Below are 25,447 nucleotides of genomic sequence, written 5' to 3'. Positions count from 1 at the left end.
GGTGTGCGAATGAACTTGATTGATTTGAACTTAATGCCTGCCATGCCCGAAATCGTGCTGTTTGCGTTCTTGATTGCCGTATTGCTGGCAGATTTGTGGATTAGCGATAAAAACCGCTATCTGACCCATCTGATGAGCTTGGGAACCGTTATTATCGTGGCGGTTACGCAGCTGGCGGTGTGGGAGCAGGGCAGTACGCTGGCGTTTCACGGAATGTATATCGCCGACGGTATGTCGCGCCTGTCCAAGCTGGTGCTGTACGGGCTGACCTTCGGGCTGTTTGTTTACAGCAAACCGTACAATCAGGCCCGCGGTATTTTTAAAGGCGAGTTTTACACTTTGTCGCTGTTCGCCCTGTTAGGCATGAGCGTGATGGTGAGTGCGGCGCATTTCCTGACCGCCTATATCGGTTTGGAACTTTTGTCGCTGTCGCTTTACGCCATGATTGCGCTGCGCCGCGATTCCGGCCGCTCCGCCGAAGCCGCGCTCAAATATTTCGTCTTGGGTGCGCTGGCTTCCGGCCTGCTGCTCTACGGCATTTCGATGGTGTACGGCGCAACAGGTTCGCTGGAATTCGCCACTGTTTTGGCGTCGTCTTATAGCGAACTTGCCAATGAATGGCTGTTGAAACTGGGGCTGGTGTTTATCGTCGTGGCGGTGGCGTTCAAACTGGGCGCGGTGCCGTTTCATATGTGGGTGCCCGACGTGTATCACGGCGCGCCGACATCCGTCGCCGCCTTTGTCGGTACGGCGCCGAAAATCGCCGCCGTCGTCTTTGCCTTCCGCATCTTGGTTACCGGTTTGGGAACGGTGCATCACGACTGGTCGCAGATGTTCGCCGTGTTGGCGGTGGCATCGCTTTTGATCGGTAACCTTGCCGCCATCATGCAAGCCAACATCAAACGTATGCTCGCCTATTCCACCATATCGCATATGGGCTTTATCCTGCTGGCGTTTATGGCGGGGGCGGTCGGCTTTGCGGCGGGTTTGTATTACGCTATTACTTACGCGCTGATGGCAGCGGTCGGTTTCGGCGTATTGATGGTATTGTCCACCGACAATATCGAGTGTGAAGAAATCAAAGATTTGGCAGGTTTGAACCAACGCCATGCCTGGTTTGCCTTCCTGATGCTGCTGGCGATGTTCTCCATGGCCGGTATTCCGCCGCTGATGGGCTTTTACGCCAAATTCGGCGTGATTAAGGCTTTGTTGAGCGCATCGACCGCCCAAAACGCCGCCATGGCGGGCAGCACATACATCGTACTTGCCGTGTTCGCCGTGGTGATGTCGTTAATCGGCGCGTTCTACTACCTGCGCGTAGTCAAAGTCATGTATTTTGACGAAGCCACCCATGACCAGCCCGTAGGCAGCAACTATGCCGCCAAATTCTTCCTAAGCGTCAACGCGTTCTTGTTGATTTTGTGGGGCATCATGCCGCAAACGGTGATTGACTGGTGCGCCAGGGCTTTGGAAAACACCTTGTAAAGCGATGAACCGAAACGGCAGCCATGTCAGAGGCTGCCGTTTTTGTTAAGATATGCAGCCCAAGATTGTTTTTTCAGACGACCTTTTTCTTGTTCAATACTTGGGTTTTCAATACGGCAACCGACCGTCGTCATTCCCGCGCAGGCGGGAATCCAGGGCTGTCCAGCCGGAAACCTATTGGGTAAGAAATTTCCTAAATTCTACGTTCTAGATTCTCGCTGGAGCCTGTCCCCGCACGGGCGGGGACGGGAATGACGGGGTTTAATAAACAGCTTTATCAGAATTTACCTTAAAAAGGTCGTCTGAAAACAGAAAGACACATACATCATGACCGCATCCATGTACATCCTTTTGGTATTGGCACTCATCTTCGCCAACGCTCCTTTCGTTACCGCCAAATTTTTCGGCGTGTTTCCGCTCAAGCGCAAACATTTCGGGCATCATCTCGTCGAATTGGCGGCGGGTTTCATTCTGACCGCCATCCTCGCCTACATCCTCGAATCCCGCGCCGGCGCGGTTCAGCATCAAGACTGGGAGTTTTACGCCACCGTAGTCTGCCTCTACCTGATATTCGCCTTCCCTTGTTTCGTATGGCGTTATTTCTGGCACGCGCGTAACCGCGAATAAGCTTTTCAGACGGCCTCCCGCCTATCCTGCCACCTCGAATACACGAGAAAAACCATGTCCCTGCAAAACCTTTCCAACATCCGCACCCTCGTCGTCAAAGTCGGCTCCAGCCTCGTTACCGCCGGCGGCAAAGGCATAGACCAAGCCGCACTCGACCGCTGGGCGGCGCAAATCGCCGAACTGGGCAAACAAGGCGTGCAAACCGTCCTCGTTTCCAGCGGCGCCATCGCCGAAGGCATCAAGCGTCTGGGCTGGAGCAAACGCCCCACCGCCATCAACGAGCTGCAAGCCGCCGCCGCCGTCGGACAAACCGGCATCGCCCAAGCCTACGAAGCCGCGTTCGCACCGCACGGCATCCGCACCGCCCAAATCCTGCTCACGCATGACGATTTGAGCAACCGCACCCGCTACCTCAACGCCCGCAGTACCCTGCAAACCCTGCTGTCCAAAGGTATCGTCCCCGTCATCAACGAAAACGACACCGTGACCACCGACGAAATCAAGCTCGGCGACAACGACACCCTCGGCGCGCTCGTGACCAACCTCATCGAAGCCGACGCCCTCGTCCTTTTGACCGACCAAAAAGGCCTGTACGACAGCGACCCGCGCAAAAACCCGCAAGCCAAACTGATTCCGACCATCGCAGCCGGCCATCCCGATCTCGAAAGCATGGCGGGCGGCGCGGGCAGCAGCGTCGGCACCGGCGGCATGTACACCAAAGTGACCGCCGCCAAACGCGCCGCACTCAGCGGAGCCGCCACCGTCGTCGCATGGGGCGGCGAACCCGACGTCCTCGTCCGCCTCAAACAAGGCGAAAGTATAGGCACGCTCTTTACCAGCGCACACAGCCGCGTCGCCGCCCGCAAACAATGGCTGCTCGGACACGTCCAAACCGCCGGCAGCCTGACCGTCGATAGCGGCGCGGCAAAAGCCCTGACCGAACAACACGCCAGCCTGCTGCCCGTCGGCTGCATCCGCACGGACGGACATTTCCACCGCGGCGAACTCGTCGCCATCCTCGATACTGACGGCAAAGAAATCGCCCGCGGCCTCACCAATTACAGCAGCGGCGAAACCGCCAAAATCCTGCAAACCCCGTCCGAGCGCATCGCCGAAAAATTAGGCTACGCCCACGAAGACGAACTCATCCACCGCGACAATATGGCGTCGCATGGGTAGGGAAGGGGAAAAGTAAATATATAAGGTCGTCTGAAACTCAAAAATGCGGTTTCAGACGACCTTTGGTTTGTTTGGGCAGACAAATTCAGATTGCAGGCCGGATATCCGTATTCGGTGGAGAGGTTGAGGTTTTCCCTGCTTCTTCACGACGATGAAATGTCGGCTTTGGAAATTCGATTTGCCGCTTCGAACCCGGTTAAAACGATAGTGGATGAACATTTAGCTAAATGACTTTATTTTCGATACGCAAATTATCGGTTTTCGTCATTCCCGCGCAGGCGGGAATCCATTTTTGAAACTCAGAAACTGTTTTTCAAATCAAGGTTTCTCAAGTTTTAAGATGGATTCACGCCTGCGCGGGAATGACGGAATTTGATGGCATGCCGGATTTAAAGTTAAGTATGTTTGCTATAGCTGCGTTATTCCGAATCCATTTCATCTGTTATCTGCCTAAAGGCCGTCTGAAAACCGTCCGCCTTGTCCTCGCAAAATTTCTGCTAAAATCAAACGCCTTATCCCTTTCAGACGACATAGCCATGCAAGCACATACATTGGTCTGGTTCCGCCGCAACCTGCGCATACGCGACAACGCCGCGTTGTCCGCCGCCGTGAAGCGGGGATTGCCTGTGGCAGGCGTGTGGGTGGCGCAGGGGTCGTCTGAAATCCCCAATCCGCGTCAGGATTGGTTTCATTATCAGGCGGCGGCGGCTTTGCATGGCTCGCTGGCGGCGCGCGGCGTGGCTTTGTATGCGGTGAACCGTGTGGAAGAATTGCCTGCTTTGGCGGCGCGGTTGAATGTTCAGACCGTAATTGCAGACGAAGCCTATACGTCGTCTGAAATCGGGCAAGATAACCGCATTTGGCGGATTTTGGATGAACAAGGCGTTGCGTTCGAGCGTGTTAACGACCGTGTCATATTCGCCAAGGCAGACATCATGGGCAGTCACGGCGCGCCTTATACCGACTTCCCGCATTATAAAGAAGCGTGGCTGGCTTTGTTTCGGCAGCGGTTCGGCGGGCGGGATGCGGGAGGCGGACACACTGAAATTTTTCAGACGGCCTCTGTTGAAATGCCGTCATTTCCTGCGTGGAACGGGCAGCAGGATATGGTTTCTGCGCAGCGCGGCGGAGAAGATGAAGCGGACAAACAATGGCGGCAGTTTGAAGAAAATATCGGGTTTTATCCGATTATGAAGGATTTCCCTGCCAGAAAAGGCACCAGCCGCTTGAGCGCGTATTTGAGCGCAGGCTGCATTTCGCCGCGCGTGTTGGCGGCAGAAGCCGCAGGGCAGGGTGCAGATGCTTGGTTGGACAACTTGATTCGGCGCGATTTCTATCAGCAGCTTGCTTACCACCGCGCCCGCATCGAGCCTGAATCTGCTGCCGAATCTGCGCCGTTTTCAGACGACCTGACGGAACGCTGGCGGCAGGGGGAAACAGGTTTCCCGCTTATCGATGCCGCCATGCGCAGCCTGAAATTGAGCGGCTGGCTGCATCCCGCTCTGCGTTCCCTGACGGCAGAATTTTTGTGTGGCGTCCTGCATCAGCCGTCCGAACACGGCATCGCCTGGTTCGCCGCGCAGCAAACCGATTTTGATCCTGCGCTGAACGAGGGCAATTGGCAAACCGCCGCCCGAAATGCCCGCCGACGTTCCATCGATATTATCCAAACCGCCCGCCGGCTTGATCCGGACGGCACATTCGTCCGCCGCCACATCCCCGAATTGGCGCACTTACCTGTCAATCTCGTCCATACCCCGTGGCTCGCCTCGTCTGAAATTGACGCACACGGCTATCCGCCGCCCGTCGTCGCGCCTTAAAGGTCGTCTGAAAGCAGTATTGGGGGTTTTAGACGACCTTGCCTTCCATCCTGTCCGTATTGCCTGATTCCCGTTACAATATCGCCCGATAAACCCAAAAATCTCAACAAGATAGCCCCAATCATGAACGCCTCACAACGCGAACGCTTCGTCAAACGTTGGCTCAACTCCTACGAACGCTACCGCTACCGCCGCCTCATACACGCCGTCCGGCTCGGACTTGCCGTACTGTTCTCTACCCTGCTCGCCAAACTCCTCCACCTCCAACACGGCGAATGGATAGGCATGACCGTATTCGTCGTACTCGGCATGCTCCAATTTCAAGGCGCGATTTACTCCAAAGCCGTCGAACGTATGCTCGGCACCGTCATCGGCTTGGGCGCGGGTTTGACCCTGTTGTGGCTCAACCAACACTACTTCCACGGCGGCATTCTCTTTTACCTGACCGTCGGCACCGCCAGCGCAGCCGCAGGTTGGGCAGCGGTCGGCAAAAACGGCTACGTCCCCATGCTTGCCGGACTGACCATGTGCATGCTCATCGGCGACAACAGCAACAACTGGCTCGACAGCGGCCTTATGCGTGCCATGAACGTTCTCATCGGCGCCGCCATCGCCATCGTCTCCGCCAAACTCCTCCCCCTGCGCTCCACGCTCATGTGGCGGTTCATGCTTGCCGACAACCTGACCGAATGCGGCAAAATGATTGCCGAAATCAGCAACGGCAAACGCATGACCCGCGAGCGGCTGGAGCAAAACATGGTCAAAATGCGCCAAATCAACGCCCGCATGGTCAAAAGCCGCAGCCACCTCGCCGCCACCTCAGGCGAAAGCCACATCAGCCCCGCCATGATGGAAGCCATGCAGCACGCCCACCGCAAAATCGTCAACACCACCGAGCTGCTCCTCACCACTGCCGCCAAGCTGCAAGCCCCCACCCTCAACGAACACGAAATCCGCCTGCTCGACCGCCATTTCAACCGCCTCCAACGCGACCTGCGCCTGACCGTCCGCCTCATCAAAGGCCACTACGCCCGCCGCATCCGCATCGACACCTCCATCAATCCCGAGCTGGGCAAACTCGCCGCCCGCCTCCATTACGAATGGCAAGGCTTCCTCTGGCTCAGCACCAATATGCGCAACGAAATCTCCGCGCTCGTCATCCTCCTGCAACGCAGCCGCCGCAAGTGGCTGGACAAACACGAACTCCAACGCCTGCTCGAACACCTGCGCGAAACCCGCAAAGGCGATTTGGAAGAAGAGGTCGTCTGAAAACGTCCGACTGATGATACAATTTCACCCGAATATCCCACTTGGAACACGGTCATGAGTCTCTACGCCATCGCCCACATCATCCATCTTTTTTGCGCCATTGCCTTTGTCGGCGGCGTATTTTTCGAAATGCTGGTCTTGTCCGTCATGCACACCGGCCGCGTCTCGCGCGAATCGCGCCGCGAAGTCGAACGCGCCATGTCCCACCGCGCCGTCCGTGTTATGCCGCCCGTCGTCATTACGCTTTTCATCAGCGGCATCGTCATGGCATTCAACCGCTACCTGCCCTTTTTGAGTGAACCCTTCGCCACCTCACTCGGCACGCTCCTCACCCTCAAAATCCTGTTGGCAGTCAGCGTCCTCGTCCATTTCGCCATCGCCGTCGTCAAAATGGCGCGGCACACCCTGACCGTCGGCTGGTCCAAATACATCCACGCCGTCGTGTTTTCCCATATGCTGTTTATCGTATTTTTCGCCAAAGCCATGTTTTATTTGTCTTGGTAAGCCTGTTTCAGACGACCTTTCCCGACAGGTCGTCTGAAAAGCCGCCATCCAACCACCTCATCACAAGGAATCCGAATACATGACCGAACACCCTTCCGTCGGCTCGCCCCTTTTCTACGGCGTGTTCTTCGCCGCCGTTTTCATTATGATCATCATCGACATGCTCTCGCTTAAAAAAAGCGGTGCGCATAAAGTCAGCGTCAAAGAAGCCGTCGCCTGGAGCTGCGTCTGGGTCGCCGTATCCTGCGCCTTCGCAGGCTGGCTCTATTTCGAGCTGGCAGGCAACCCCCTTTACGGCGCCGTTGTTGCCAAAGAAAAAACCCTCGAATTTTTCACCGGCTACATCCTCGAAAAATCCCTTGCCGTTGACAACATCTTTGTTTTCCTGATGATTTTTGGTTACTTCAAAGTTTCTCCGAAATACCAGCACCGCGTCCTTCTTTACGGCGTGTTCGGCGCCATCGTCCTGCGTGCCATTATGATTTTCATCGGCGCGGCACTGGTGCAGCGGTTCGAATGGATTCTCTACATTTTCGGTGCATTCCTCGTTTATACCGGCATCCATATGATGAAACCGGAATCCGAAGAAGAGGACCTCTCGCAAAACAAGATTTTGGGCTGGCTTAAAAAAGTCATCCCCGTCAGCCATCAGTTTGAAGGCGAAAAATTCTTTACCGTCGAAAACGGCAAGCGCATCGCCACCCCGCTTTTGCTCGTCCTCATCATGGTAGAGTTGAGCGACGTCATCTTCGCCGTGGACAGCATTCCCGCCGTCTTCGCCGTAACCACCGACCCTTTCATCGTTCTCACTTCCAACATCTTCGCCATACTCGGGCTGCGTGCCATGTATTTCCTGCTTGCCGATGTCGCCGACCGTTTCATCTTCCTCAAATACGGCCTCGCCTTCGTCTTGAGTTTCATCGGCATCAAAATGCTGATTATGCACTGGGTGCACATCCCCATCTCCATTTCCCTCTCCGTCGTCTTCGGCGCACTGGGCGCATCCATCCTCACTTCGCTGGTGTACACGCGTCAGCAGCAGAAATAAGTTTGGCGGATAAAGGGAGGTCGTCTGAAAGCGGAAAAACCGTTTTCAGACGACCTTTTTTGCTGACGCAGCCCCCTATGCATCCCATTTGTAACGGCATTTAAATATCAGTTAAGAAACAAAGCTCAAAACCGCCCCTGCCTTGTCGGAATCGCCGAATGACGGTACTATGCGCAGTTAACAGCTTGATTGCCGTTCGGATGGTTATGCGTCCGGGCGAGGTTTTAAATTCAGTATCTTATTTGAAAGCATAAAATGATTAACGATATTCAAAAAACAGCGGAAAGCAAAATGCAGCGCTCGGTAGAAGTGCTGAAAGAGAATTTGGCGAAAGTGCGTACCGGCCGTGCGCATACCGGTCTGTTGGACCAAGTGGAAGTCGAATACTGGGGCAGCATGGTTCCGGTCAGCCAAGTTGCCAACGTGACGCTTCTGGACGCGCGCACTATCGGCGTGAAACCTTTTGAAAGCAATATGGCGGCGAAAGTCGAGAAAGCCATCCGCGATTCAAACTTGGGTCTGAACCCGGCAGCCGTCGGCGATTTGATCCGCGTACCTATGCCTATGCTGACCGAAGAGCGCCGTAAAGATTTGATTAAAGTCGTACGCAGCGAAGCGGAAGAAGGGCGCGTGTCCATCCGCAATGTACGCCGCGATGCAAACGACCACATCAAAAAACTCTTGAAAGACAAAGAAATTTCCGAAGACGAGGCACGTCGCGGCGAAGAGGCGGTTCAAAAACTGACCGACAAATACATCGCCGAAGCCGACAAAACGCTGGCTGCCAAAGAAGAAGATTTGATGGCGATTTAAACCCTTGTCCGCGGCGTTTCAGACGACCTTCGAACCGCCGCGCTGCGAAAGGCAGAGATGAAGAGCAGCACGCAGACCATTTTGGAACATACTTCGGTTCCGAAGCATATCGCCGTGATTATGGACGGCAACGGCCGTTGGGCGAAAAAGCGTTTCCTTCCCCGCGTGATGGGGCACAAACGCGGCTTGGACGTGTTGGAAAATATGGTGAAGCATTGCGCCAAACTGGGTGTGCAATATCTGACCGTGTTTGCCTTTTCGACTGAAAACTGGCGCCGCCCCGAAGACGAAGTGTCGTTTCTGATGGGGCTGTTTTTGCAGGCTTTGCAAAAGCAGGTGCGCCGTCTGCACGAAAACAATATGCGCCTGAAGGTGTTGGGCAGTCGCGAACGTTTCAACCGGCAGATTCTGCAAGGTATCGAAGAAGCGGAAGCCTTAACGGCAAACAATACCGGCCTGACCCTGAGCATCGCTGCGGATTACGGCGGTCGCTGGGATATTTTGCAGGCGGCAAACAAACTGATTGCCGAAGGCGTATCCGAGATTACGGAAGACGCGCTGGCGAAACACTTGATGCTGGGCGATGCCCCGGAACCGGATTTGTTCATCCGTACCGGCGGCGAAACGCGCATCAGCAATTTTCTGCTTTGGCAGATGGCGTATGCCGAACTTTATTTTACCGATACTCTGTGGCCCGATTTTGACAGCAAAGCCTTGGACGATGCTGTCGCCTCGTTCCAAAAACGCGAACGACGCTTCGGGCGCACTTCGGAACAGCTGCCGGTAGAGCAGCAAAGGGGTTAAAAATGTTGAAACAACGGATTATCACGGCGCTGTGGATGCTGCCGTTGATGCTCGGTATGCTGTTTTACGCGCCGCAATGGCTGTGGGCGGCATTTTGCGGATTGATTTCTCTGGTTACGCTATGGGAATACTCTCGCATGAGCGGACTGGAAAAACTGAAAACCAATCATTATCTCGCCGCGACGCTGGTGTTCGGTGTGATTGCCTACGCAGGCGGTTGGATGCTGCCGGATATCGTCTGGTACGCCGTTTTGGCGTTTTGGCTGGTCGTCATGCCTTTGTGGCTGAAATTCAAATGGAAATTGAACGGCGGCTGGCAGGCTTATACCGTCGGCTGGCTTTTGGTCATGCCGTTTTGGTTCGCACTCATGTCCCTGCGTCCGCATCCCGATTATGCCTTGTCGCTGCTTGCCGTGATGGGTTTGGTGTGGGTTGCCGATGTTTTCGCGTATTTCAGCGGCAAAGCGTTCGGCAAACACAAAATCGCACCGACCGTCAGCCCCGGTAAAAGCTGGGAAGGCGCAATCGGCGGCGCGGTTTGCGTGGCAGTGTACATGACTGTGGTGTGGTGGTCAGGTTGGCTGACGTTTAACGCAGGCTGGTTCAATACCGTGTTGATCGGTTTGGTGTTGACCGTTGTCAGCGTATGCGGCGACCTGTTGGAAAGCTGGCTCAAACGCGCGGCGGGCATCAAAGACAGTAGCAATCTGCTGCCCGGGCACGGCGGCGTGTTCGACCGCGTGGACAGCCTGATTGCCGTTGTCAGCGTCTATGCCGCCTTTGAAAGCTTGTTCTGAAGCGGTTATAGTGGATTAACTTTAAATCAGGACAAGGTGACGAAGCCGCAGACAGTACAGATAGTACGACAAGGCGAGGCAACGCCGTACTGGTTTAAAGTTAATCCACTATAAAAATCGTTGGAACACATCAAACACAATATCGAATAAGCGTTTTCAGACGACCTTTCCGACCCCAAGCCCAAAGGTCGTCTGAAATCCGAAAGCAGTACATAAAGAACACACCATGACACAACAAGTCCTGACCATATTAGGCAGCACCGGCAGCATAGGCGAAAGCACGCTGGACGTTGTTTCGCGCCACCCTGAAAAATTCCGCGTATTCGCGCTGGCGGGGCATAAGCAGGTTGAGAAACTGGCGGCGCAATGCCGGACGCTCTGCCCCGAATATGCCGTCGTCGCCGATGCGGAACACGCCGCCCGGCTTGAAGCCCTGTTGAAACACGACGGCACGGCGACTCAGGTTTTACACGGCGCGCAGGCATTGGTTGACGTTGCCTCTGCCAACGAAGTCAGCGGTGTCATGTGCGCCATCGTTGGTGCGGCGGGGCTGCCTTCCGCGCTGGCAGCGGCGCAAAAAGGCAAAACCATTTATCTGGCGAACAAAGAGACGCTGGTGGTTTCCGGCGCGTTGTTTATGGAAACCGCGCGCGCAAACGGCGCGGCAGTGTTGCCCATCGACAGCGAACACAACGCCATTTTCCAAGTTTTGCCGCGCGATTACACAGGTCGTCTGAACGAACACGGCATCCGTTCGATTATCCTGACGGCTTCAGGCGGTCCGTTTCTGACGACCGATTTAGGCACGTTCGACAGCATTACGCCCGCCCAAGCGGTCAAACACCCTAATTGGAGCATGGGGCGCAAAATCTCCGTCGATTCCGCCACCATGATGAACAAAGGTTTGGAGCTGATTGAAGCGCATTGGCTGTTCAACTGCCCGCCTGACAAGCTTGAAGTCGTCATCCATCCGCAGTCCGTGATACACAGCATGGTGCGCTACCGCGACGGCTCCGTGTTGGCGCAACTGGGCAATCCCGATATGCGTACGCCCATCGCTTATTGTTTGGGTTTGCCCGAGCGCATCGATTCGGGTGTCGGCGACCTGGATTTCGACGCATTGTCTGCGTTGACCTTCCAAAAACCCGACTTTGACCGCTTCCCCTGCCTGAAGCTCGCCTATGAAGCCATGAATGCGGGCGGAGCCGCGCCCTGCGTATTGAACGCCGCCAACGAAGCTGCCGTCGCCGCCTTTTTAGACGGACAGATTAAGTTTACCGACATTGCCAAAACCGTTGCCCACTGTCTTGCACAAGACTTTTCAGACGACCTCGGCAACATCGAAAACCTGCTGGCGCAAGATGCCGTTACCCGCAGACAGGCGCAGGAATTTATCGCCGCATTGGGATAAACCGTGCCGCAACGATAAAAAATGACAGGTCGTCTGAAAACCCGCCCATCCGTCATGTGTGGCGGACAAAACGGCAGACTGATTTTATAATCGGCAAAATAACGCCAATAATATTTTCTACACATTGCGAATGCTTTTCAGACGACCCCTGCCTTGATACGTCGTCTGAAACATCGACAACGTCAACCCATACCCAACCAGAGAGATTCTTTTGCAAACCCTTCTAGCTTTTATTTTTGCCATCCTGATTTTGGTCAGCCTGCACGAATTCGGACACTACATCGTCGCCAGATTGTGCGGCGTCAAAGTCGTCCGCTTTTCCGTCGGCTTCGGCAAACCGTTTTTCAGCAGAAAACGCGGCGATACCGAATGGTGTTTGGCGCCCATCCCCTTGGGCGGCTATGTCAAAATGGTCGATACGCGCGAGGGCGAAGTGGCGCAGGCAGACCTGCCTTACGCCTTCGACAAACAGCATCCCGCCAAACGCATCGCCATCGTCGCCGCAGGTCCGCTGACCAATCTCGCGCTGGCGGTTCTGCTTTACGGCTTGAGTTTTTCCTTCGGCGTTACCGAAATCCGCCCTTATGTCGGCATGGTTGAGCAAAATACCATTGCCTCAAAAGCAGGTTTTCAGCCCGGAGACAAAATTATTTCGGTTAACGGCGTTAACGTCGGCGAGTGGGAAAAAGCCCAGCAAGAAATCGTGTTGAACATCGAGTCAGGCAAGGTAAATGTTGCCGTTCAGACGACCTCGGGACAAGAAACCATGCGGATTATCGATGCCGCAGGCACGCCCGAAGCAGGTAAAATTGCGAAAAACCAAGGCTATATCGGGTTGTCGCCTTTTAAAATCACCACCCGTGTCGGAGAAATGAAAGAAAACAGCCCTGCCGAAAAAGCCGGTTTGAAAAAAGGCGACAAGCTGATCAGCGCCGACGGACAAGACATTGAGTCTTGGCAGCAATGGGTAGAAATTGTACGCCAAAGCCCGGGTAAGAAAATCGCATTGAGCTACGAGCGCGACGGTAAAACTTTTCAGACGACCATCCGTCCCGACAGCATCCAACAACCCGACAGAACGCTGGTCGGCAGGGTAGGCTTCGGTTCTCAGGGCGACGAAGAGTGGACAAAAGAAATCAAGCGCGAATATAAGCCGTCTGTCGCAGAAGCATTTGCGATGGGCTGGGACAAAACCGTCAACAACGCTTGGATGACGGTAAAATTCTTCGGAAAACTGATTACAGGCAATGCCTCCCTGAACCATATTTCAGGCCCGCTGACCATTGCCGACGTCGCCGGAAAAACGGCACAGCTGGGGTTTCAAAGCTATTTGGAATTCCTCGCATTGGTCAGCATTAGTTTAGGCGTGTTGAACTTGTTGCCCATCCCCGTGTTGGACGGCGGGCATTTGGTGTTCTACACTGCCGAATGGATACGCGGAAAGCCCTTGAGCGAGCGCATACAGGCAATCGGCCTACGCCTCGGACTGGCTGCCATGCTGTTAATGATGGCACTGGCTTTCTTTAATGACATCAACCGTTTGTTTGGATAATTTTATGAAATTGAAACAGATTGCTTCTGCTTTGATGGTATTGGGCATGTCGCCTTTGGCATTTGCCGACTTCACCATTCAAGACATCCGCGTCGAAGGTTTGCAGCGCACCGAACCGAGTACGGTCTTCAACTACCTGCCCGTCAAAGTCGGCGACCAATTCAGCGACGCACGCAGTGAAGAAATCATCAAAACTCTGTATGCGACCGGTTTTTTTGACGATGTCCGCGTAGAGACCATGGGCAATCAGGTCTTGCTGACCGTTATCGAACGCCCGACCATCAGCACGCTGAACATCACCGGCGCGAAAATGCTGCAAAACGATGTGATCAAGAAAAACCTTGAATCCTTCGGTTTGGCTCAATCCCAATACTTCAATCCTGCCACGCTGAGCCAGTCTGTCGCCAGCCTGAAGGAAGAATACAAAAGCCGCGGCAAACAGTCGGTCCAAATCACGCCGACCGTCACCAAACTCGCGCGTAACCGCGTTTCTATCGACATCGCCATCGACGAGGGTAAAACCACCAAGATTACCGAAATCGAATTTGAAGGCAACAAAGTCTATTCTGACCGCAAGCTCATGAAGCAAATGTCTTTGAGCGAAGGCGGCATGTGGACTTGGCTGACCAAGAGCAACCAGTTTAACGAGCAGAAATTCTCGCAAGACATGGAGCGCGTCAGCGAGTTCTACCAAAACAACGGCTATTTCAATTTCCGCATTCTGGATACCGACATCCAGACCAACGAAGACAAAACCAAGCAAACCATCAAAATCACGGTTGACGAGGGCGAACGCTTCCGTTGGGGCGATGTGCGCATAGAAGGCGACACCCGCGAAGTGCCGAAAGAAGAGCTGCAAAAACTGCTGACCATGAAAAAGGGCAAATGGTACGAACGCGCCCAAATGGTCAAATCGCTCGAATCCATCCAAAACCGCATGGGTACGGCAGGCTACGCGTTCAGCGAAGTCAATGTCCAGCCTGTTCCCAATGCCGAGACCCAAACTGTCGATTTTGTCCTGAACGTCGAACCCGGCCGCAAAATCTATGTGAACGAAATCAACATCACCGGCAACAACAAAACCCGTGACGAAGTCGTGCGCCGTGAATTGCGTCAGATGGAATCCGCACCTTACGACACCTCCAAGCTGCAACGTTCCAAAGAGCGTGTCGAGTTGCTGGGTTACTTTGACAACGTACAATTCGATGCCGTGCCGGTTGCCAATACGCCCGACCAAGTCGATTTGAACATGAGCGTGAACGAGCGTTCTACCGGCTCTTTGGATATGAGCGCGGGCTGGGTTCAGGATACCGGCTTGGTCATGTCTGTGGGCGTTTCCCAAGACAACCTGTTCGGTACGGGCAAATCCGTTTCCCTGCGCGCTTCACGAAGCAAAACCACGCTTAACGGCTCGCTGTCGTTTACCGATCCGTATTTCACACCCGACGGCGTGAGCCTCGGTTACGATATTTACGGCAAGTCTTACGACCCGCGTAAAGCCTCTTCCAGCGCGAAACAGTATAAAACCACCACCGCAGGCGGCGGCGTGCGCATGGGTATCCCCGTGACCGAATACGACCGCGTCAATTTAGGTCTGGCGGCGGAACACCTGACCGTGAATACCTACAAAGGCGCACCTAAACGTTATGCCGACTTTATCAACCAATACGGTAAAGGCACGGACGGCGTGGGCAGCTTTAAAGGCTGGTTGTACAAAGGTACGATTGGTTGGGGACGCAATAAAACCGACAGCGCATTGTGGCCGACCCGCGGTTACATGACCGGCATCAACGGCGAAATCGCCCTGCCGGGCAGCGACCTGCAATACTACACGCTGACCCACAACCAAACTTGGTTTTTCCCGCTGACCAAAGACTTCACCCTGATGCTCGGCGGCGAAGTCGGCGTCGGCAACGGCTACGGCAAAACCAAAACCATGCCGTTCTTTGAAAACTTCTACGGCGGCGGCTTAGGCTCCGTACGCGGTTACGAGAGCGGTACGCTGGGTCCGAAAGTTTATGACGAATACGGCGAGAAAATCAGCTACGGCGGCAACAAAAAAGCCAACGTTTCCGCCGAGTTGCTGTTCCCGATGCCGGGCATCAAAGATTCCCGTTCCGTCCGTCTGAGCCTCTTTGCCGACGCAGGCAGCGTATGGGACGGTAAAACGTATAACGACAGCAGCAGCAATACCTACTACACCAACAATGCCGCTCAAAACCCATACGGCTTAGGTAAGACCCACAAATCGACCTTCAAGGAAGAGTTGCGCTACTCCGCCGGTGCGGCAGTAACTTGGCTCTCGCCGCTGGGTCCGATGAAGTTCAGCTACGCCTACCCGCTGAAGAAAAAAGACAGCGACGAAATCCAACGCTTCCAGTTCCAATTGGGTACAACATTCTGATGTAGGCAGAAAAAGGTCGTCTGAAAACCGAAATCCCTATGCGGCAAAACGTTTTCAGACGACCTGAAGGAAAAGGGGCAGGGCGTCCTGCCTCTTTTTAAAAAACAAACCGTCATCCCGCTGATGGGTGGGATACAAAATCAAGGAAATCCAGATGAACATCATTGCCAACGCCTTCCGCCTCGGCGGCGCGGCTTTATTGGGCTTCGGGTTGATGAACCAAGCTGTGGCGGCGGAAGCCGTACAGAAAATCGGCTTTATCAATACCGAGCGCGTTTATCTTGAGTCCAAGCAGGCGCAACGCATTCAGACGACCTTGGAAAAAGAATTCCGCGGCCGTCAGGACGCTTTGCAGAAATTGCAGCAAGAAGGTGAAAAGCTCGAAAAATCCCTGACCGAAGGCAAATTGCAGGGCAAAGAGCGTGAAGCTGCGGCAAAACGCTGGGGCGAGCTGGTTCAGCAGTTCCGCAAGAAACAGGCGGAGCTGGCAGAAGACTACAACCTGCGCCGCAATGAAGAATTTGCCGCCCTCCAGCAAAACGCCAACCGTATCATCGTCGATCTTGCCAAACGCGAAGGCTACGATGTGATTTTGCAGGACGTGATTTACGTCAACGCGCGTTACGACATTACCGACAGCGTGATTAAAGCCCTGAATACACGTTAATCGGAAGGCTGAACGAGATACAGCAAACCTGTTTTCAGACGACCTCTTTCAAGCGAAGGGTCGTCTGAAAATCCAATAAACGATATAATTACCTGTCTTATCACTCCTGCCGGCATACGTTTTAGGCAAACCGTTCTGTCCGACTGCTCCCGCCGTCCCTTTTCAGACGACCTCATCTCAAAGCTTACGAAACATCATGACTTCAAAAACCTACACCCTGTCCCAAATCACAGCGCAGCTTGGTGGCGAATGGCGCGGCAAGGACATTTCCGTCGCCGCCGTGCGCCCGCTCGCAGACGCGCAGGCGGAACACATCAGCTTTCTCGCCAATCCGAAATACAAAGCCGAAGTTCACGACAGCAGCGCAGGTGCGGTCATCGTTTCTGCCAAAGCAGTGGACGAATTTGAAGGGCGCAACCTGATTGTCGCCGACGACCCCTATCTCTATTTCGCCAAAGTCGCCCGCCTGTTTTCACCCATCGTCAAAGCGCGCGGCGGCATCCATCCGACCGCCGTCGTCGAAGAGGGCGCGACCGTTCCCGCAAGCTGCGAAATCGGCGCGAACGCCTACATCGGCGCGAACACCGTACTCGGCGAAGGCTGCCGCATCTTGGCAAACGCCGTTGTCCAACACGATTGCAAACTGGGCGACGAAGTCGTCCTACATCCCAACGCCGTCGTTTATTACGGCTGCACACTGGGCAACCGCGTCGAAATTCACAGTGGCGCAGTCATCGGCGCGGACGGTTTCGGACTCGCCTTCGCCGGCGATTCATGGTTTAAAATCCCGCAAACCGGCGCGGTAACGCTGGGCGACGACGTAGAAATCGGCTCGAACACCAACATCGACCGCGGCGCGATGAGCGACACCACCGTCGGCAACGGCACCAAAATCGACAACCAAGTCCAAATCGGACACAACTGCAAAATCGGTTCGCACACCGTCATCGCCGCCAAAACCGGCATCTCCGGCAGCGTTACTATCGGCAGCTACTGCATCATCGGCGGCGGCGTCGGTACGGTCGGACACATCGAAATTGCCGACAAAACCACCATCGGCGGCGGCACGTCCGTCACCCACAGCATTACCGAAAGCGGCAAACACCTCGCCGGCATCTTCCCGATGTCCACCCATAAAGAATGGGCGCGCAACGCGGTTTACATCCACCGCCTGAGCGAAATGAACAAACGCCTCAAGACATTGGAAAACCGTCTGAGCGACAGCGAAAAAGACGAATAATCCCACAATCGGTTTGCATGGCGGATGCGCTTTAAATACCAACAAAGCGGCAAAGCTCTGCCGTTTTAAAGCCCGCCCGCGATGAAACTGCCCAGCCAACCCGAAATACCAAGGAATACGACGAACATGGACGTACAACTCCCCATCGAAGCCAAAGACATCCAAAAACTCATTCCCCACCGCTACCCGTTTTTGCAACTCGACCGCATTACCGCCTTCGAGTCCATGAAAACCCTGACCGCGATTAAAAACGTCACCATGAACGAGCCGCAGTTCCAAGGTCATTTCCCCGACCTGCCCGTCATGCCCGGCGTTCTCATCATCGAAGCCATGGCGCAAGCCTGCGGCACACTCGCCATCCTCAGCGAAGGCGGCCGCAAAGAAAACGAATTCTTCTTCTTCGCCGGCATAGACGAAGCCCGTTTCAAACGCCAAGTCATCCCCGGCGACCAACTCGTTTTCGAAGTCGAGCTGCTGACCAACAAACGCGGCATCGGCAAATTCAGCGCCGTCGCCAAAGTGGACGGACAAGTCGCCGTCGAAGCCATCATCATGTGTGCCAAACGCGTGGTTTGAGTGTTCAGAAAAAGGTCGTCTGAAAGTTTCAGACGACCTGTTGCCGTCGCGCATCTTCGCGGCAACACGACAGGAAAGGAAAAACATGACCCTCATCCACCCGACCGCCGTTATTGACCCCAAAGCCGAACTCGACTCCAGCGTCAAAGTCGGCGCGTACACCGTCATCGGCCCTAACGTCCAAATCGGCGCGAACACCGAAATCGGCCCGCATACCGTCATCAACGGTCATACCACCATCGGCGAAAACAACCGCATTTTCCAATTTGCCAGCCTCGGCGAAATCCCGCAGGACAAAAAATACCGCGACGAGCCGACCAAGCTGATTATCGGCAACGGCAACACCATCCGCGAATTCACCACCTTCAACCTCGGCACGGTAACCGGCATCGGCGAAACCCGCGTCGGCGACGACAACTGGATTATGGCGTATTGCCACCTCGCGCACGACTGCGTCATCGGCAACCACACCATCTTCGCCAACAACGCCTCGCTTGCCGGACACGTTACCATCGGCGACTACGTCGTCTTGGGCGGCTACACGTTGGTGTTCCAGTTCTGCCAAATCGGCGATTACGCCATGACCGCCTTCGCCGCAGGCGTACACAAAGACGTACCGCCGTACTTTATGGCAGCAGGCTACCGCGCCGAACCCGCAGGCATCAACAGCGAAGGTATGCGCCGCAACGGCTTCACCGCCGAGCAAATCTCCGCCGTCAAAGATGTGTATAAAACCATCTACCACCGCGGCATTCCGTTTGAAGAAGCCAAAGCCGACATCCTCCGCCGCGCCGAAACGCAGGCAGAGCTGGCGGTGTTCAAAGACTTCTTCGCCCAATCCACGCGCGGGATTATCCGCTGAAGACAAAATCTGCCTGAAGGTCGTCTGAAAACCTGACCGCTTTAACGACGGTTTTTTGATCCGACAAACCTTACCAAGGTCGTCTGAAAAGTTTGCAGGTTTGCCGTTTCAGACGACGTTGTTTTCGTAACATTTGCCTTGTCCTTTCCACGTTTGGCGTGGGAATGGCGGTGGCGCAAGATTCTGTCTTCCATCTAATCGAAAAGGTCGTCTGAAAACTGGGAAACCAAGTTTCAGACGACCTTTTGATTTGTGGGTACGATGTTGATCATGCGTATTTTAGGAACAGATGATTTTGGGCGCGGCATTTTTTAAATGAACCAAATGCCTGCTGTTCCGCCCGCTTTAGTGGACGTGGCTGCTTTCTACGCCGCTTTTGATTTCACCATAGACTTGTGCAGAGCTGCCTTGTCCGGATTGGGTGGCGCAGGCGTTGAGGAGCAGGAGGGCGGTGGTGAGGAAGAAGAATTTTTTCATGCGGGTTTCCTTTGGTTGGATGGGATGGGAGGTCGTCTGAAACCCGATAATATAGTGGGAGACCTTTGCAAAAATAGTCTATTAACGAAATTTTACGCATAAAAATGCGCCAAAAAAATTTTCAATTGACTAAAACCTTCCTAATATTGAGCAAAAAGTAGGAAAAATCAGAAAGGATTTGAATTTTGAAAATGAGATTGAACATAAAATTTTAGTAACCTATGTTATTGCAAAGGTCTCAGTGGATTAACTTTAAACCAGTACGGCGTTGCCTCGCCTTAGCTCAAAGAGAACGATTCTCTAAGGTGCTGAAGCACCAAGTGAATCGGTTCCGTACTATCTGTACTGTCTGCGGCTTCGTCGCCTTGTCCTGATTTAAATTTAATCCACTATACAATAAGGTTGATCTACTCGTTTTTTGATACGGACTCTGCCGTCATTCCCGCGCGTGGGTATGACGGGATGGCGGGGTCTTATTGGAATCCGCCCTACATTGCAAAGATGAAAACAAAGGTCGTCTGAAATCCCCATCAACCACTTTCAGACGACCTTTATCCAGATTAAGGAATCGCATCATGTCCCTTCCCGTATTAGCAGTTACCTCCGGCGAGCCTGCCGGTATCGGTCCCGATATTTGTTTGGATTTGGCGTTTGCTGAGTTGCCGTGCCGCCCCGTCGTTTTGGGCGACAAAGACCTATTGGTGCAGCGGGCGGAGATGTTGGGCAAAAACGTTGTCTTGCGGAATTTTGTCCCTAGTGATGCCGATAAAGCCCCGTTGTGCCATGGGGAATTGGAAGTTTTGCATATTCCGCTTGACGCGCCTTGCGAAGCCGGCATGCTCAATCCCGCCAATGCGCGCTATGTCTTGCAACTGCTGGATACGGCATATCAAGGCATTACCGAAGGCATATTCGACGGCATGGTAACCGCGCCGCTACACAAAGGCATCATTAACGATGCAGGTGCGGGTGGCGGATTTTTCAGCGGACATACCGAATACCTCGCCGAAAAAAGTCAGACGGAACAAGTCGTCATGATGTTGGCAGGCGGCGGGCTGCGTGTCGCTTTGGTTACGACCCATTTGCCGCTGCGCGCGGTCGCTGATGCCGTGACGCAGCCACTCGTCGAGTCCGTCGTCCGTATTTTGAACGCCGATTTGCGCGACAAATTCAGCATTGCCCAACCGCATATCCTGGTTACCGGATTGAATCCGCACGCAGGTGAGGGCGGACATTTGGGACACGAAGAAGCCGACATCATCATCCCTGCGCTGGCCCGCCTCAGAAGCGAAGGCATACACGTCAGCGGCCCTTATCCCGCAGACACGGTGTTTCAGCCGTTTTTGCTGAAAGATGCCGATGCCGTTTTGGCGATGTATCACGATCAAGGTCTGCCGACGTTGAAATATGCCGGTTTCGGGCAAGGCGTCAACATTACGCTCGGACTGCCGTTTATCCGTACCTCCGTTGACCACGGTACCGCGCTGGATTTGGCAGGAACAGGCAAAGCCGCCTCCGGCAGCCTGATTGAAGCTGTCCGCACCGCTTTGGAAATGGCGGCGGAAATCCGCAAAAAACAGCGTTAAACAAGACGGAATACCGTTAAAGAGGTCGTCTGAAACCCGATTCCGTTTCAGACGACCTTTTTATAGTGGATTAAATTTAAACCAGTACGGCGTTGCGATGCCTCTCCCCACCGAAGCTCCTTTTCAGACGACCTTATACCCATTTCAAGCAAAAAACGTTAAAATTCCGCCATTCACCTATCCGACAGCAGCAAAAACATGAGCGCACAAATCCTGGCCGTCGCCAACCAAAAAGGCGGCGTCGGCAAAACCACCACCACCGTCAACCTCGCGGCATCGCTCGCCTCCAAAGGCAAACGCGTCCTCGTCATCGACCTCGACCCGCAAGGCAACGCCACCACAGGCAGCGGCATAGACAAAGCCCGCCTCGAAGAAGGCGTGTACCAAGTCGTATTGGGCGATACCGACATCAAAACCGCCGTCGTCCGCAGCGGAGACGGCAGCTACGACGTACTCGGCGCCAACCGCGCGCTTGCCGGCGCCGAAATCGAGCTGGTGCAAGAAATCGCCCGCGAAATCCGCCTCAAAAACGCCCTGCAAACCGTCGAAAACGACTACGACTTCGTCCTCATCGACTGCCCACCTTCGCTGACCCTGCTCACACTCAACGGACTCGTCGCCGCCAACGGCGTCATCGTCCCCATGTTGTGCGAATACTATGCCCTCGAAGGCATCTCCGACCTCATTGCCACCGTGCGCAAAATCCGTCAGGCAATCAACCCGCGCCTCGACATCACCGGTATCGTCCGCACCCTCTACGACAGCCGCAGCCGCCTCGTCGTCGAAGTCAGCGAACAGCTTTTCCAACATTTCGGCAACCTGATGTTCCAAACCGTCATCCCCCGCAACGTCCGCCTCGCCGAAGCACCCAGCCACGGTATGCCCGCACTCGCCTACGACGCCAACGCCAAAGGCACCAAAGCCTACCTCGCCTTGGCGGAAGAACTGTTGGAGCGCACCAAAGGTTGATTGAGCTTGAAAGATAAAGTCTGAAAGATTGAAAGGTCGTCTGAAAACTTGATTTCCAAGTTTTCAGACGACCTTTTTGCTTTGAAAGTGAGATGCTTTGGCAGATTAGGGTTTGCCGGTAGCCGGGCTGACGGTCAGGATTTCGTAGCCGGTTTCTGTCACTAAAACTTCATGTTCCCATTGGGCAGAGAGGGAGCGGTCTTTGGTCACGACCGTCCAGCCGTCGTTTAGGATGCGCAGGTGGCGTTTGCCTTGGTTGATCATCGGTTCAATGGTGAAAATCATGCCGGGCTTCAGGACGACGCCTTGTCCTTTTCTGCCGTAGTGCAGGACTTGCGGGGCTTCGTGGAAACCGCGTCCGATGCCGTGGCCGCAAAATTCCTGTACGACGGAATAGCCTGCGTTTTCGGCAACTTGTTGGCAGGCGTAGCCGATGTCGCCCAAGGTTGCGCCTGGTTTGACGGCGGCGATGCCCGCCATCATGGATTCGTGGGTAATGTCAATCAGGCGTTGGGCGATGGGGGAAACTTTGCCGACGGTAAACATGCGGCTGGAGTCGCCGTGGAAGCCGTCTTTTTTGATGGTCAGGTCGATGTTGATGATGTCGCCTTCTTTGAGCGGCTTGTCGTCGGGGATGCCGTGGCAGATGACGTGGTTGACGGAGGTGCAGCAGGATTTGGGATAGGGCGGGTTGCCGTAGTGCAGGGGGGCGGGATAGCCGCCTTGGACGTTGACGTGGTAGTCGTAAACGAGTTTGTCGATTTCGTTGGTGGTTACGCCGGGTTTGACGAATTGTCCGATGTAGTCGAGGGCTTCGGCGACGAGTTTGCCCAGTTCGCGCATTTTCTCGATTTCTTCAGGGGTTTTGATGATGATTTCGTTCATGTTGTTTCCTTGATGGTTTCAGACGACCTTGTTGCGGCACAAAGGTCGTCTGAAAGGGAAGGGGATACAGATTACGGATAAGGCAACCTCAGGCCGGCGGGTTGTCCGGTTAAAACAGATTGTCCATGACATCTTTGGACTGAGGTTTGGGCTGAACCGGTTTAGGTTGAGCGGGTTTAGGCTGAGCCGGCTTGGGAGCGGGTTGAGGTGCGGGTTTGGATTCGCCCTTTGTTTCGTGTACTTCGGTTTTGGCAGGCTGGGTAGGGGCTTGGGCCTGTGGCTGCTCCGCAGGGGTACTTTGGGCAGGTTTGGCTTTGATTTCCGCTGTTTCTGTCTGCGCGGGCGGTGTTTGGTCGTGCTGGTCGTTGTTTTTATCTTTATTTTTAGCGTCAGGCTGTGCTTTGGCACGGCGCTTTTCGGATTGGTTTTGCGGCGGAATGACGGGGTTTTGAGAAGCGGTTTTTTCTTGTTCGCTTGTTTCGTCTTCAGAGCCTGCTATGATTTTTTTGGGTTCGACGGTGCCGTTGGGACGCCAAACTTCCACGCCTTCGTCTTTGGGCGCGGGTTGGGCGGATTGGGTGTTGCTTGTGTCGGGTTTGGTATTAAGCGTACCGATAATGCCGACAATCAGTGCGCCGACGGCGATGATGGAGATGACGAGAGCGGCGCGGATAAGGTGTTTGGGTTTGAGTTGGAAAGATTCGTTTTGTTTTTTGGACATAGATCGATGTGTGTAAAGGTGGATGGGGACGGGCGGGATGTTGTTCCCGCCCTCTGGATTAGAGCCGTGTTATTCGGGTTGGGTGTAGTTTTGATACAGGGTAACGACTTTTTGCACGCCCACGGTGGTGCTGACGCGGCGGGTTACCTGCTCTTGCTCTTCGGGTGTCAGTACGCCCATGACGTAAGTAACGTTGCCGTAAGTTACAATTTTGACACGAGCCTGTGTGGCGGGTTTGAGGCCTAAAAGTGTCGTGCGGACTTTGGATGTACCCCATGTGTCGTTGGTTACATCGCCGATGGTGCGTTCTTGGGAGGCAACGGTGATGTAGTTGTACACGCCTTCAGCGGCTTGTTCGGCGCGGGCGATTTGTTCGACGAATTGTTTTTCGCCTTCAGTGGCAACTTGTCCGAGCAGCAGCAGGTGGCGGTTGTAACCGACAACGTTGATTTTGGGAGTGTAACCGTGCGCTTGGTTGTTTTGGCGCAGGTAGGAGCGGGCAGTGGTTTCGACGCGCACCGCCATTACGTTGTCGTCGGTTTGCGCGCCTGTGGTACGGCGGTCGACGGCGGATTTGGTGCCGACTGCCGCGCCGCCGAGGAGTACGCCGATACAGCCGCTGAGTGTCAGGCTGAGGAGGAGGGCGGTCAGAACGGGTGCGGTATGACGTTTGATGTTCATATTTTTTCCTTGATGATGAGTTCGGCGGATATGTTTCAGACGACCTTTAAAAGAGGTCGTCTGAAAAAAGGCTTACATTCCTTCAAGCAACATGGAGTCGATGCAGTCGCACATGGCGTGTATCAGCAGGATATGGTTTTCCTGAATACGGGCAGTGCGCGGGTAGGGGACGTTGAGCAGTACGTCGGTGTCTTTGAGCATGGCGGCGATTTTACCGCCGTCGCGACCGGTCATGGCGATGACGTGCATATCGCGTTCGTGTGCCGCTTTGATGGCTTCGATAACGTTGGCGGAATTGCCAGAGGTAGAGATGCCGACCAAAACGTCGCCGACGCGTCCGAGCGCGCGTACTTGCTTGCTGAACACATGGTCGAAGCCGTAGTCGTTGCCGATGGCGGTCAGTGCGGACGTGTCCGTCGTCAGTGCGACGGCGGCAAGTTCCATGCGCTCTTTTTCAAAGCGTCCAGTCATTTCGGCGGCGAAGTGCTGCGCGTCGGCAGCCGAACCGCCGTTACCGCAGGCTAAGATTTTGCCGTCGTTCATCAGGCATTGCAGCATCAGTTCCGCCGCTTGAGCGGTCGGCTCAACCAACACTTTTTCGGCTTTCTGCTTGGCAAGGATGCTTTCGGCGAAATGGGCGGCAACGCGCTCTTGTAAAGTCGTCATATCGTCAACCTGTAATATTCTTTATCCATTCGGGCGGGCGGTTTCCTTCTATGAGTACCGCATCGATGCGGCACGCGGTATCCGTCATGCCGTTTTGTTGTAGATAATACTCCGCAGACCGTTGCAGTTTCAATAACTTAGACGGCGAAATACTGTATGCGGCACCGCCGAAACCCTGATTTTTGCGGTATTTTACTTCAACAAACAGAATCATGTTACCGTTTTTGACAATCAAATCGATTTCGCCGTAAGCGCAGTGCCAGTTGCGCGCGATAAGTTTGCAGCCTTGCGAAAGAAGAAACGCCAGCGCGGCATCTTCGCCCGCCACCCCTTGTTTGTGGTTCAGACGCATGGAGGTTTACCCCGTATAATATCGTTATATTGTTTTCAGACGACCTGATAAA

The 25,447-nt window shown here is 54.4% G+C and carries 26 protein-coding genes; 19 read left to right on the top strand and 7 right to left on the bottom strand.

Translation table 11 applies throughout. The features are described from left to right. Positions 1-9 precede the first annotated feature (9 nt). The 17 genes from nuoN to lpxA all read left to right on the top strand — a co-directional run bounded on the left by nuoN (position 10) and on the right by lpxA (position 19,058). The gene (gene nuoN, locus DBY90_RS00850) at positions 10-1,485 is read left to right on the top strand and encodes an NADH-quinone oxidoreductase subunit NuoN (protein WP_070493526.1); all 1,476 of its coding nucleotides are present in this window, start codon (positions 10-12) and stop codon (positions 1,483-1,485) included. A 327-nt stretch (positions 1,486-1,812) separates the two neighbouring features. Continuing rightward, entirely contained in the window at positions 1,813-2,112 is a 300-nt protein-coding gene (locus DBY90_RS00845) for a DUF2818 family protein (protein WP_070493523.1), read from the top strand. Positions 2,113-2,166: 54 nt separating this feature from the next. Then, entirely contained in the window at positions 2,167-3,291 is a 1,125-nt protein-coding gene (gene proB / locus DBY90_RS00840) for a glutamate 5-kinase (RefSeq protein ID WP_107986399.1), read from the top strand. A 536-nt stretch (positions 3,292-3,827) separates the two neighbouring features. Then, a complete protein-coding gene (locus DBY90_RS00835; RefSeq protein ID WP_107986397.1) occupies positions 3,828-5,111 on the top strand; it encodes an FAD-binding domain-containing protein in 1,284 nt (427 codons plus the stop codon). 123 nt (positions 5,112-5,234) lie between these two features. Beyond that, on the top strand, positions 5,235-6,380 hold the full coding sequence (locus tag DBY90_RS00830) for an FUSC family protein (RefSeq protein WP_070491275.1): 1,146 nt from the start codon (positions 5,235-5,237) through the stop codon (positions 6,378-6,380). A gap of 54 nt (positions 6,381-6,434) precedes the next feature. Further along, entirely contained in the window at positions 6,435-6,884 is a 450-nt protein-coding gene (locus DBY90_RS00825) for a CopD family copper resistance protein (RefSeq protein WP_003741972.1), read from the top strand. Between the two features lie 79 nt (positions 6,885-6,963). Continuing rightward, the gene (locus DBY90_RS00820; RefSeq protein ID WP_039855632.1) at positions 6,964-7,932 is read left to right on the top strand and encodes a TerC family protein; all 969 of its coding nucleotides are present in this window, start codon (positions 6,964-6,966) and stop codon (positions 7,930-7,932) included. 255 nt (positions 7,933-8,187) lie between these two features. After that, positions 8,188-8,745, top strand: a complete 558-nt coding sequence (gene frr / locus DBY90_RS00815; RefSeq protein WP_003758927.1) for a ribosome recycling factor — start codon at positions 8,188-8,190, stop codon at positions 8,743-8,745. A 57-nt stretch (positions 8,746-8,802) separates the two neighbouring features. Further along, on the top strand, positions 8,803-9,549 hold the full coding sequence (locus tag DBY90_RS00810) for an isoprenyl transferase (RefSeq protein WP_003741979.1): 747 nt from the start codon (positions 8,803-8,805) through the stop codon (positions 9,547-9,549). A 2-nt stretch (positions 9,550-9,551) separates the two neighbouring features. Beyond that, positions 9,552-10,346, top strand: a complete 795-nt coding sequence (locus DBY90_RS00805) for a phosphatidate cytidylyltransferase (protein ID WP_003741981.1) — start codon at positions 9,552-9,554, stop codon at positions 10,344-10,346. Between the two features lie 226 nt (positions 10,347-10,572). Continuing rightward, on the top strand, positions 10,573-11,757 hold the full coding sequence (ispC, locus tag DBY90_RS00795) for a 1-deoxy-D-xylulose-5-phosphate reductoisomerase (protein WP_003741982.1): 1,185 nt from the start codon (positions 10,573-10,575) through the stop codon (positions 11,755-11,757). A 211-nt stretch (positions 11,758-11,968) separates the two neighbouring features. Further along, complete coding sequence (rseP, locus tag DBY90_RS00790) at positions 11,969-13,309, top strand: RIP metalloprotease RseP (RefSeq protein ID WP_107986393.1); 1,341 nt, start codon at positions 11,969-11,971, stop codon at positions 13,307-13,309. Positions 13,310-13,313: 4 nt separating this feature from the next. Then, positions 13,314-15,713, top strand: a complete 2,400-nt coding sequence (bamA, locus tag DBY90_RS00785; protein WP_107986391.1) for an outer membrane protein assembly factor BamA — start codon at positions 13,314-13,316, stop codon at positions 15,711-15,713. Positions 15,714-15,876: 163 nt separating this feature from the next. Further along, positions 15,877-16,380 carry an OmpH/Skp family outer membrane protein gene (locus tag DBY90_RS00780; protein ID WP_411713442.1) on the top strand — a complete coding sequence of 168 codons (504 nt, stop codon included), beginning with the start codon at positions 15,877-15,879 and terminating at the stop codon, positions 16,378-16,380. A 196-nt stretch (positions 16,381-16,576) separates the two neighbouring features. Then, positions 16,577-17,620: a UDP-3-O-(3-hydroxymyristoyl)glucosamine N-acyltransferase gene (gene lpxD, locus DBY90_RS00775; protein ID WP_070491283.1), complete on the top strand. Its 1,044-nt coding sequence runs from the start codon at positions 16,577-16,579 to the stop codon at positions 17,618-17,620. A gap of 126 nt (positions 17,621-17,746) precedes the next feature. Next, positions 17,747-18,196, top strand: a complete 450-nt coding sequence (gene fabZ / locus DBY90_RS00770; RefSeq protein ID WP_003741990.1) for a 3-hydroxyacyl-ACP dehydratase FabZ — start codon at positions 17,747-17,749, stop codon at positions 18,194-18,196. A gap of 85 nt (positions 18,197-18,281) precedes the next feature. Then, positions 18,282-19,058: an acyl-ACP--UDP-N-acetylglucosamine O-acyltransferase gene (gene lpxA / locus DBY90_RS00765; protein WP_016686908.1), complete on the top strand. Its 777-nt coding sequence runs from the start codon at positions 18,282-18,284 to the stop codon at positions 19,056-19,058. Between the two features lie 345 nt (positions 19,059-19,403). On the opposite strand, the gene DBY90_RS13470 is transcribed toward lpxA, so the two are convergent. Beyond that, positions 19,404-19,535 carry a hypothetical protein gene (locus DBY90_RS13470; RefSeq protein ID WP_267894269.1) on the bottom strand — a complete coding sequence of 44 codons (132 nt, stop codon included), beginning with the start codon at positions 19,533-19,535 and terminating at the stop codon, positions 19,404-19,406. 436 nt (positions 19,536-19,971) lie between these two features. Further along, entirely contained in the window at positions 19,972-20,112 is a 141-nt protein-coding gene (locus DBY90_RS12525) for a hypothetical protein (protein ID WP_159069398.1), read from the bottom strand. On the opposite strand from DBY90_RS12525, the gene pdxA reads away from it, so the two are divergent. Both pdxA and DBY90_RS00740 read left to right on the top strand, forming a co-directional pair. Beyond that, complete coding sequence (pdxA, locus tag DBY90_RS00750) at positions 20,111-21,121, top strand: 4-hydroxythreonine-4-phosphate dehydrogenase PdxA (protein WP_107986389.1); 1,011 nt, start codon at positions 20,111-20,113, stop codon at positions 21,119-21,121. The genes DBY90_RS12525 and pdxA overlap by 2 nt on opposite strands. Before the next feature lie 198 nt (positions 21,122-21,319). Then, positions 21,320-22,090 (top strand): ParA family protein, encoded by a 771-nt coding sequence (locus tag DBY90_RS00740; RefSeq protein WP_003741993.1) that lies wholly within the window; start codon positions 21,320-21,322, stop codon positions 22,088-22,090. A gap of 105 nt (positions 22,091-22,195) precedes the next feature. On the opposite strand, the gene map is transcribed toward DBY90_RS00740, so the two are convergent. The 5 genes from map to DBY90_RS00715 form a co-directional block, all read right to left on the bottom strand. After that, positions 22,196-22,975 (bottom strand): type I methionyl aminopeptidase, encoded by a 780-nt coding sequence (map, locus tag DBY90_RS00735; RefSeq protein ID WP_019270779.1) that lies wholly within the window; start codon positions 22,973-22,975, stop codon positions 22,196-22,198. Between the two features lie 109 nt (positions 22,976-23,084). Beyond that, on the bottom strand, positions 23,085-23,696 hold the full coding sequence (locus DBY90_RS00730) for a hypothetical protein (RefSeq protein WP_003744935.1): 612 nt from the start codon (positions 23,694-23,696) through the stop codon (positions 23,085-23,087). 69 nt (positions 23,697-23,765) lie between these two features. Next, positions 23,766-24,377, bottom strand: a complete 612-nt coding sequence (locus tag DBY90_RS00725) for a BON domain-containing protein (RefSeq protein ID WP_003744937.1) — start codon at positions 24,375-24,377, stop codon at positions 23,766-23,768. A gap of 72 nt (positions 24,378-24,449) precedes the next feature. Next, positions 24,450-25,043, bottom strand: coding sequence for a phosphoheptose isomerase (locus DBY90_RS00720; RefSeq protein ID WP_003744940.1), 594 nt, complete (start codon positions 25,041-25,043; stop codon positions 24,450-24,452). A gap of 4 nt (positions 25,044-25,047) precedes the next feature. Continuing rightward, entirely contained in the window at positions 25,048-25,395 is a 348-nt protein-coding gene (locus DBY90_RS00715) for a YraN family protein (RefSeq protein ID WP_049230717.1), read from the bottom strand. Between the last annotated feature and the right edge of the window lie 52 nt (positions 25,396-25,447).

This window comes from Neisseria mucosa, from assembly GCF_003044445.1.
Lineage (GTDB): Bacteria > Pseudomonadota > Gammaproteobacteria > Burkholderiales > Neisseriaceae > Neisseria > Neisseria mucosa_A.
The sequence above is the reverse complement of the archived record's forward strand: the minus strand, read 5'-3'. Positions and strand labels throughout refer to the sequence as shown.

Bases quoted from the DNA above. Each gene is read 5' to 3' on its own strand.
- nuoN (WP_070493526.1), top strand. From the start codon at position 10: ATGAACTTGATTGATTTGAACTTAATGCCTGCCATGCCCGAAATCGTG.
- DBY90_RS00845 (WP_070493523.1), top strand. From the start codon at position 1,813: ATGACCGCATCCATGTACATCCTTTTGGTATTGGCACTCATCTTCGCC.
- proB (WP_107986399.1), top strand. From the start codon at position 2,167: ATGTCCCTGCAAAACCTTTCCAACATCCGCACCCTCGTCGTCAAAGTC.
- DBY90_RS00835 (WP_107986397.1), top strand. From the start codon at position 3,828: ATGCAAGCACATACATTGGTCTGGTTCCGCCGCAACCTGCGCATACGC.
- DBY90_RS00830 (WP_070491275.1), top strand. From the start codon at position 5,235: ATGAACGCCTCACAACGCGAACGCTTCGTCAAACGTTGGCTCAACTCC.
- DBY90_RS00825 (WP_003741972.1), top strand. From the start codon at position 6,435: ATGAGTCTCTACGCCATCGCCCACATCATCCATCTTTTTTGCGCCATT.
- DBY90_RS00820 (WP_039855632.1), top strand. From the start codon at position 6,964: ATGACCGAACACCCTTCCGTCGGCTCGCCCCTTTTCTACGGCGTGTTC.
- frr (WP_003758927.1), top strand. From the start codon at position 8,188: ATGATTAACGATATTCAAAAAACAGCGGAAAGCAAAATGCAGCGCTCG.
- DBY90_RS00810 (WP_003741979.1), top strand. From the start codon at position 8,803: ATGAAGAGCAGCACGCAGACCATTTTGGAACATACTTCGGTTCCGAAG.
- DBY90_RS00805 (WP_003741981.1), top strand. From the start codon at position 9,552: ATGTTGAAACAACGGATTATCACGGCGCTGTGGATGCTGCCGTTGATG.
- ispC (WP_003741982.1), top strand. From the start codon at position 10,573: ATGACACAACAAGTCCTGACCATATTAGGCAGCACCGGCAGCATAGGC.
- bamA (WP_107986391.1), top strand. From the start codon at position 13,314: ATGAAATTGAAACAGATTGCTTCTGCTTTGATGGTATTGGGCATGTCG.
- lpxD (WP_070491283.1), top strand. From the start codon at position 16,577: ATGACTTCAAAAACCTACACCCTGTCCCAAATCACAGCGCAGCTTGGT.
- fabZ (WP_003741990.1), top strand. From the start codon at position 17,747: ATGGACGTACAACTCCCCATCGAAGCCAAAGACATCCAAAAACTCATT.
- lpxA (WP_016686908.1), top strand. From the start codon at position 18,282: ATGACCCTCATCCACCCGACCGCCGTTATTGACCCCAAAGCCGAACTC.
- DBY90_RS13470 (WP_267894269.1), bottom strand. From the start codon at position 19,535: ATGAAAAAATTCTTCTTCCTCACCACCGCCCTCCTGCTCCTCAACGCC.
- pdxA (WP_107986389.1), top strand. From the start codon at position 20,111: ATGTCCCTTCCCGTATTAGCAGTTACCTCCGGCGAGCCTGCCGGTATC.
- DBY90_RS12525 (WP_159069398.1), bottom strand. From the start codon at position 20,112: ATGATGCGATTCCTTAATCTGGATAAAGGTCGTCTGAAAGTGGTTGAT.
- DBY90_RS00740 (WP_003741993.1), top strand. From the start codon at position 21,320: ATGAGCGCACAAATCCTGGCCGTCGCCAACCAAAAAGGCGGCGTCGGC.
- map (WP_019270779.1), bottom strand. From the start codon at position 22,975: ATGAACGAAATCATCATCAAAACCCCTGAAGAAATCGAGAAAATGCGC.
- DBY90_RS00730 (WP_003744935.1), bottom strand. From the start codon at position 23,696: ATGTCCAAAAAACAAAACGAATCTTTCCAACTCAAACCCAAACACCTT.
- DBY90_RS00725 (WP_003744937.1), bottom strand. From the start codon at position 24,377: ATGAACATCAAACGTCATACCGCACCCGTTCTGACCGCCCTCCTCCTC.
- DBY90_RS00720 (WP_003744940.1), bottom strand. From the start codon at position 25,043: ATGACGACTTTACAAGAGCGCGTTGCCGCCCATTTCGCCGAAAGCATC.
- DBY90_RS00715 (WP_049230717.1), bottom strand. From the start codon at position 25,395: ATGCGTCTGAACCACAAACAAGGGGTGGCGGGCGAAGATGCCGCGCTG.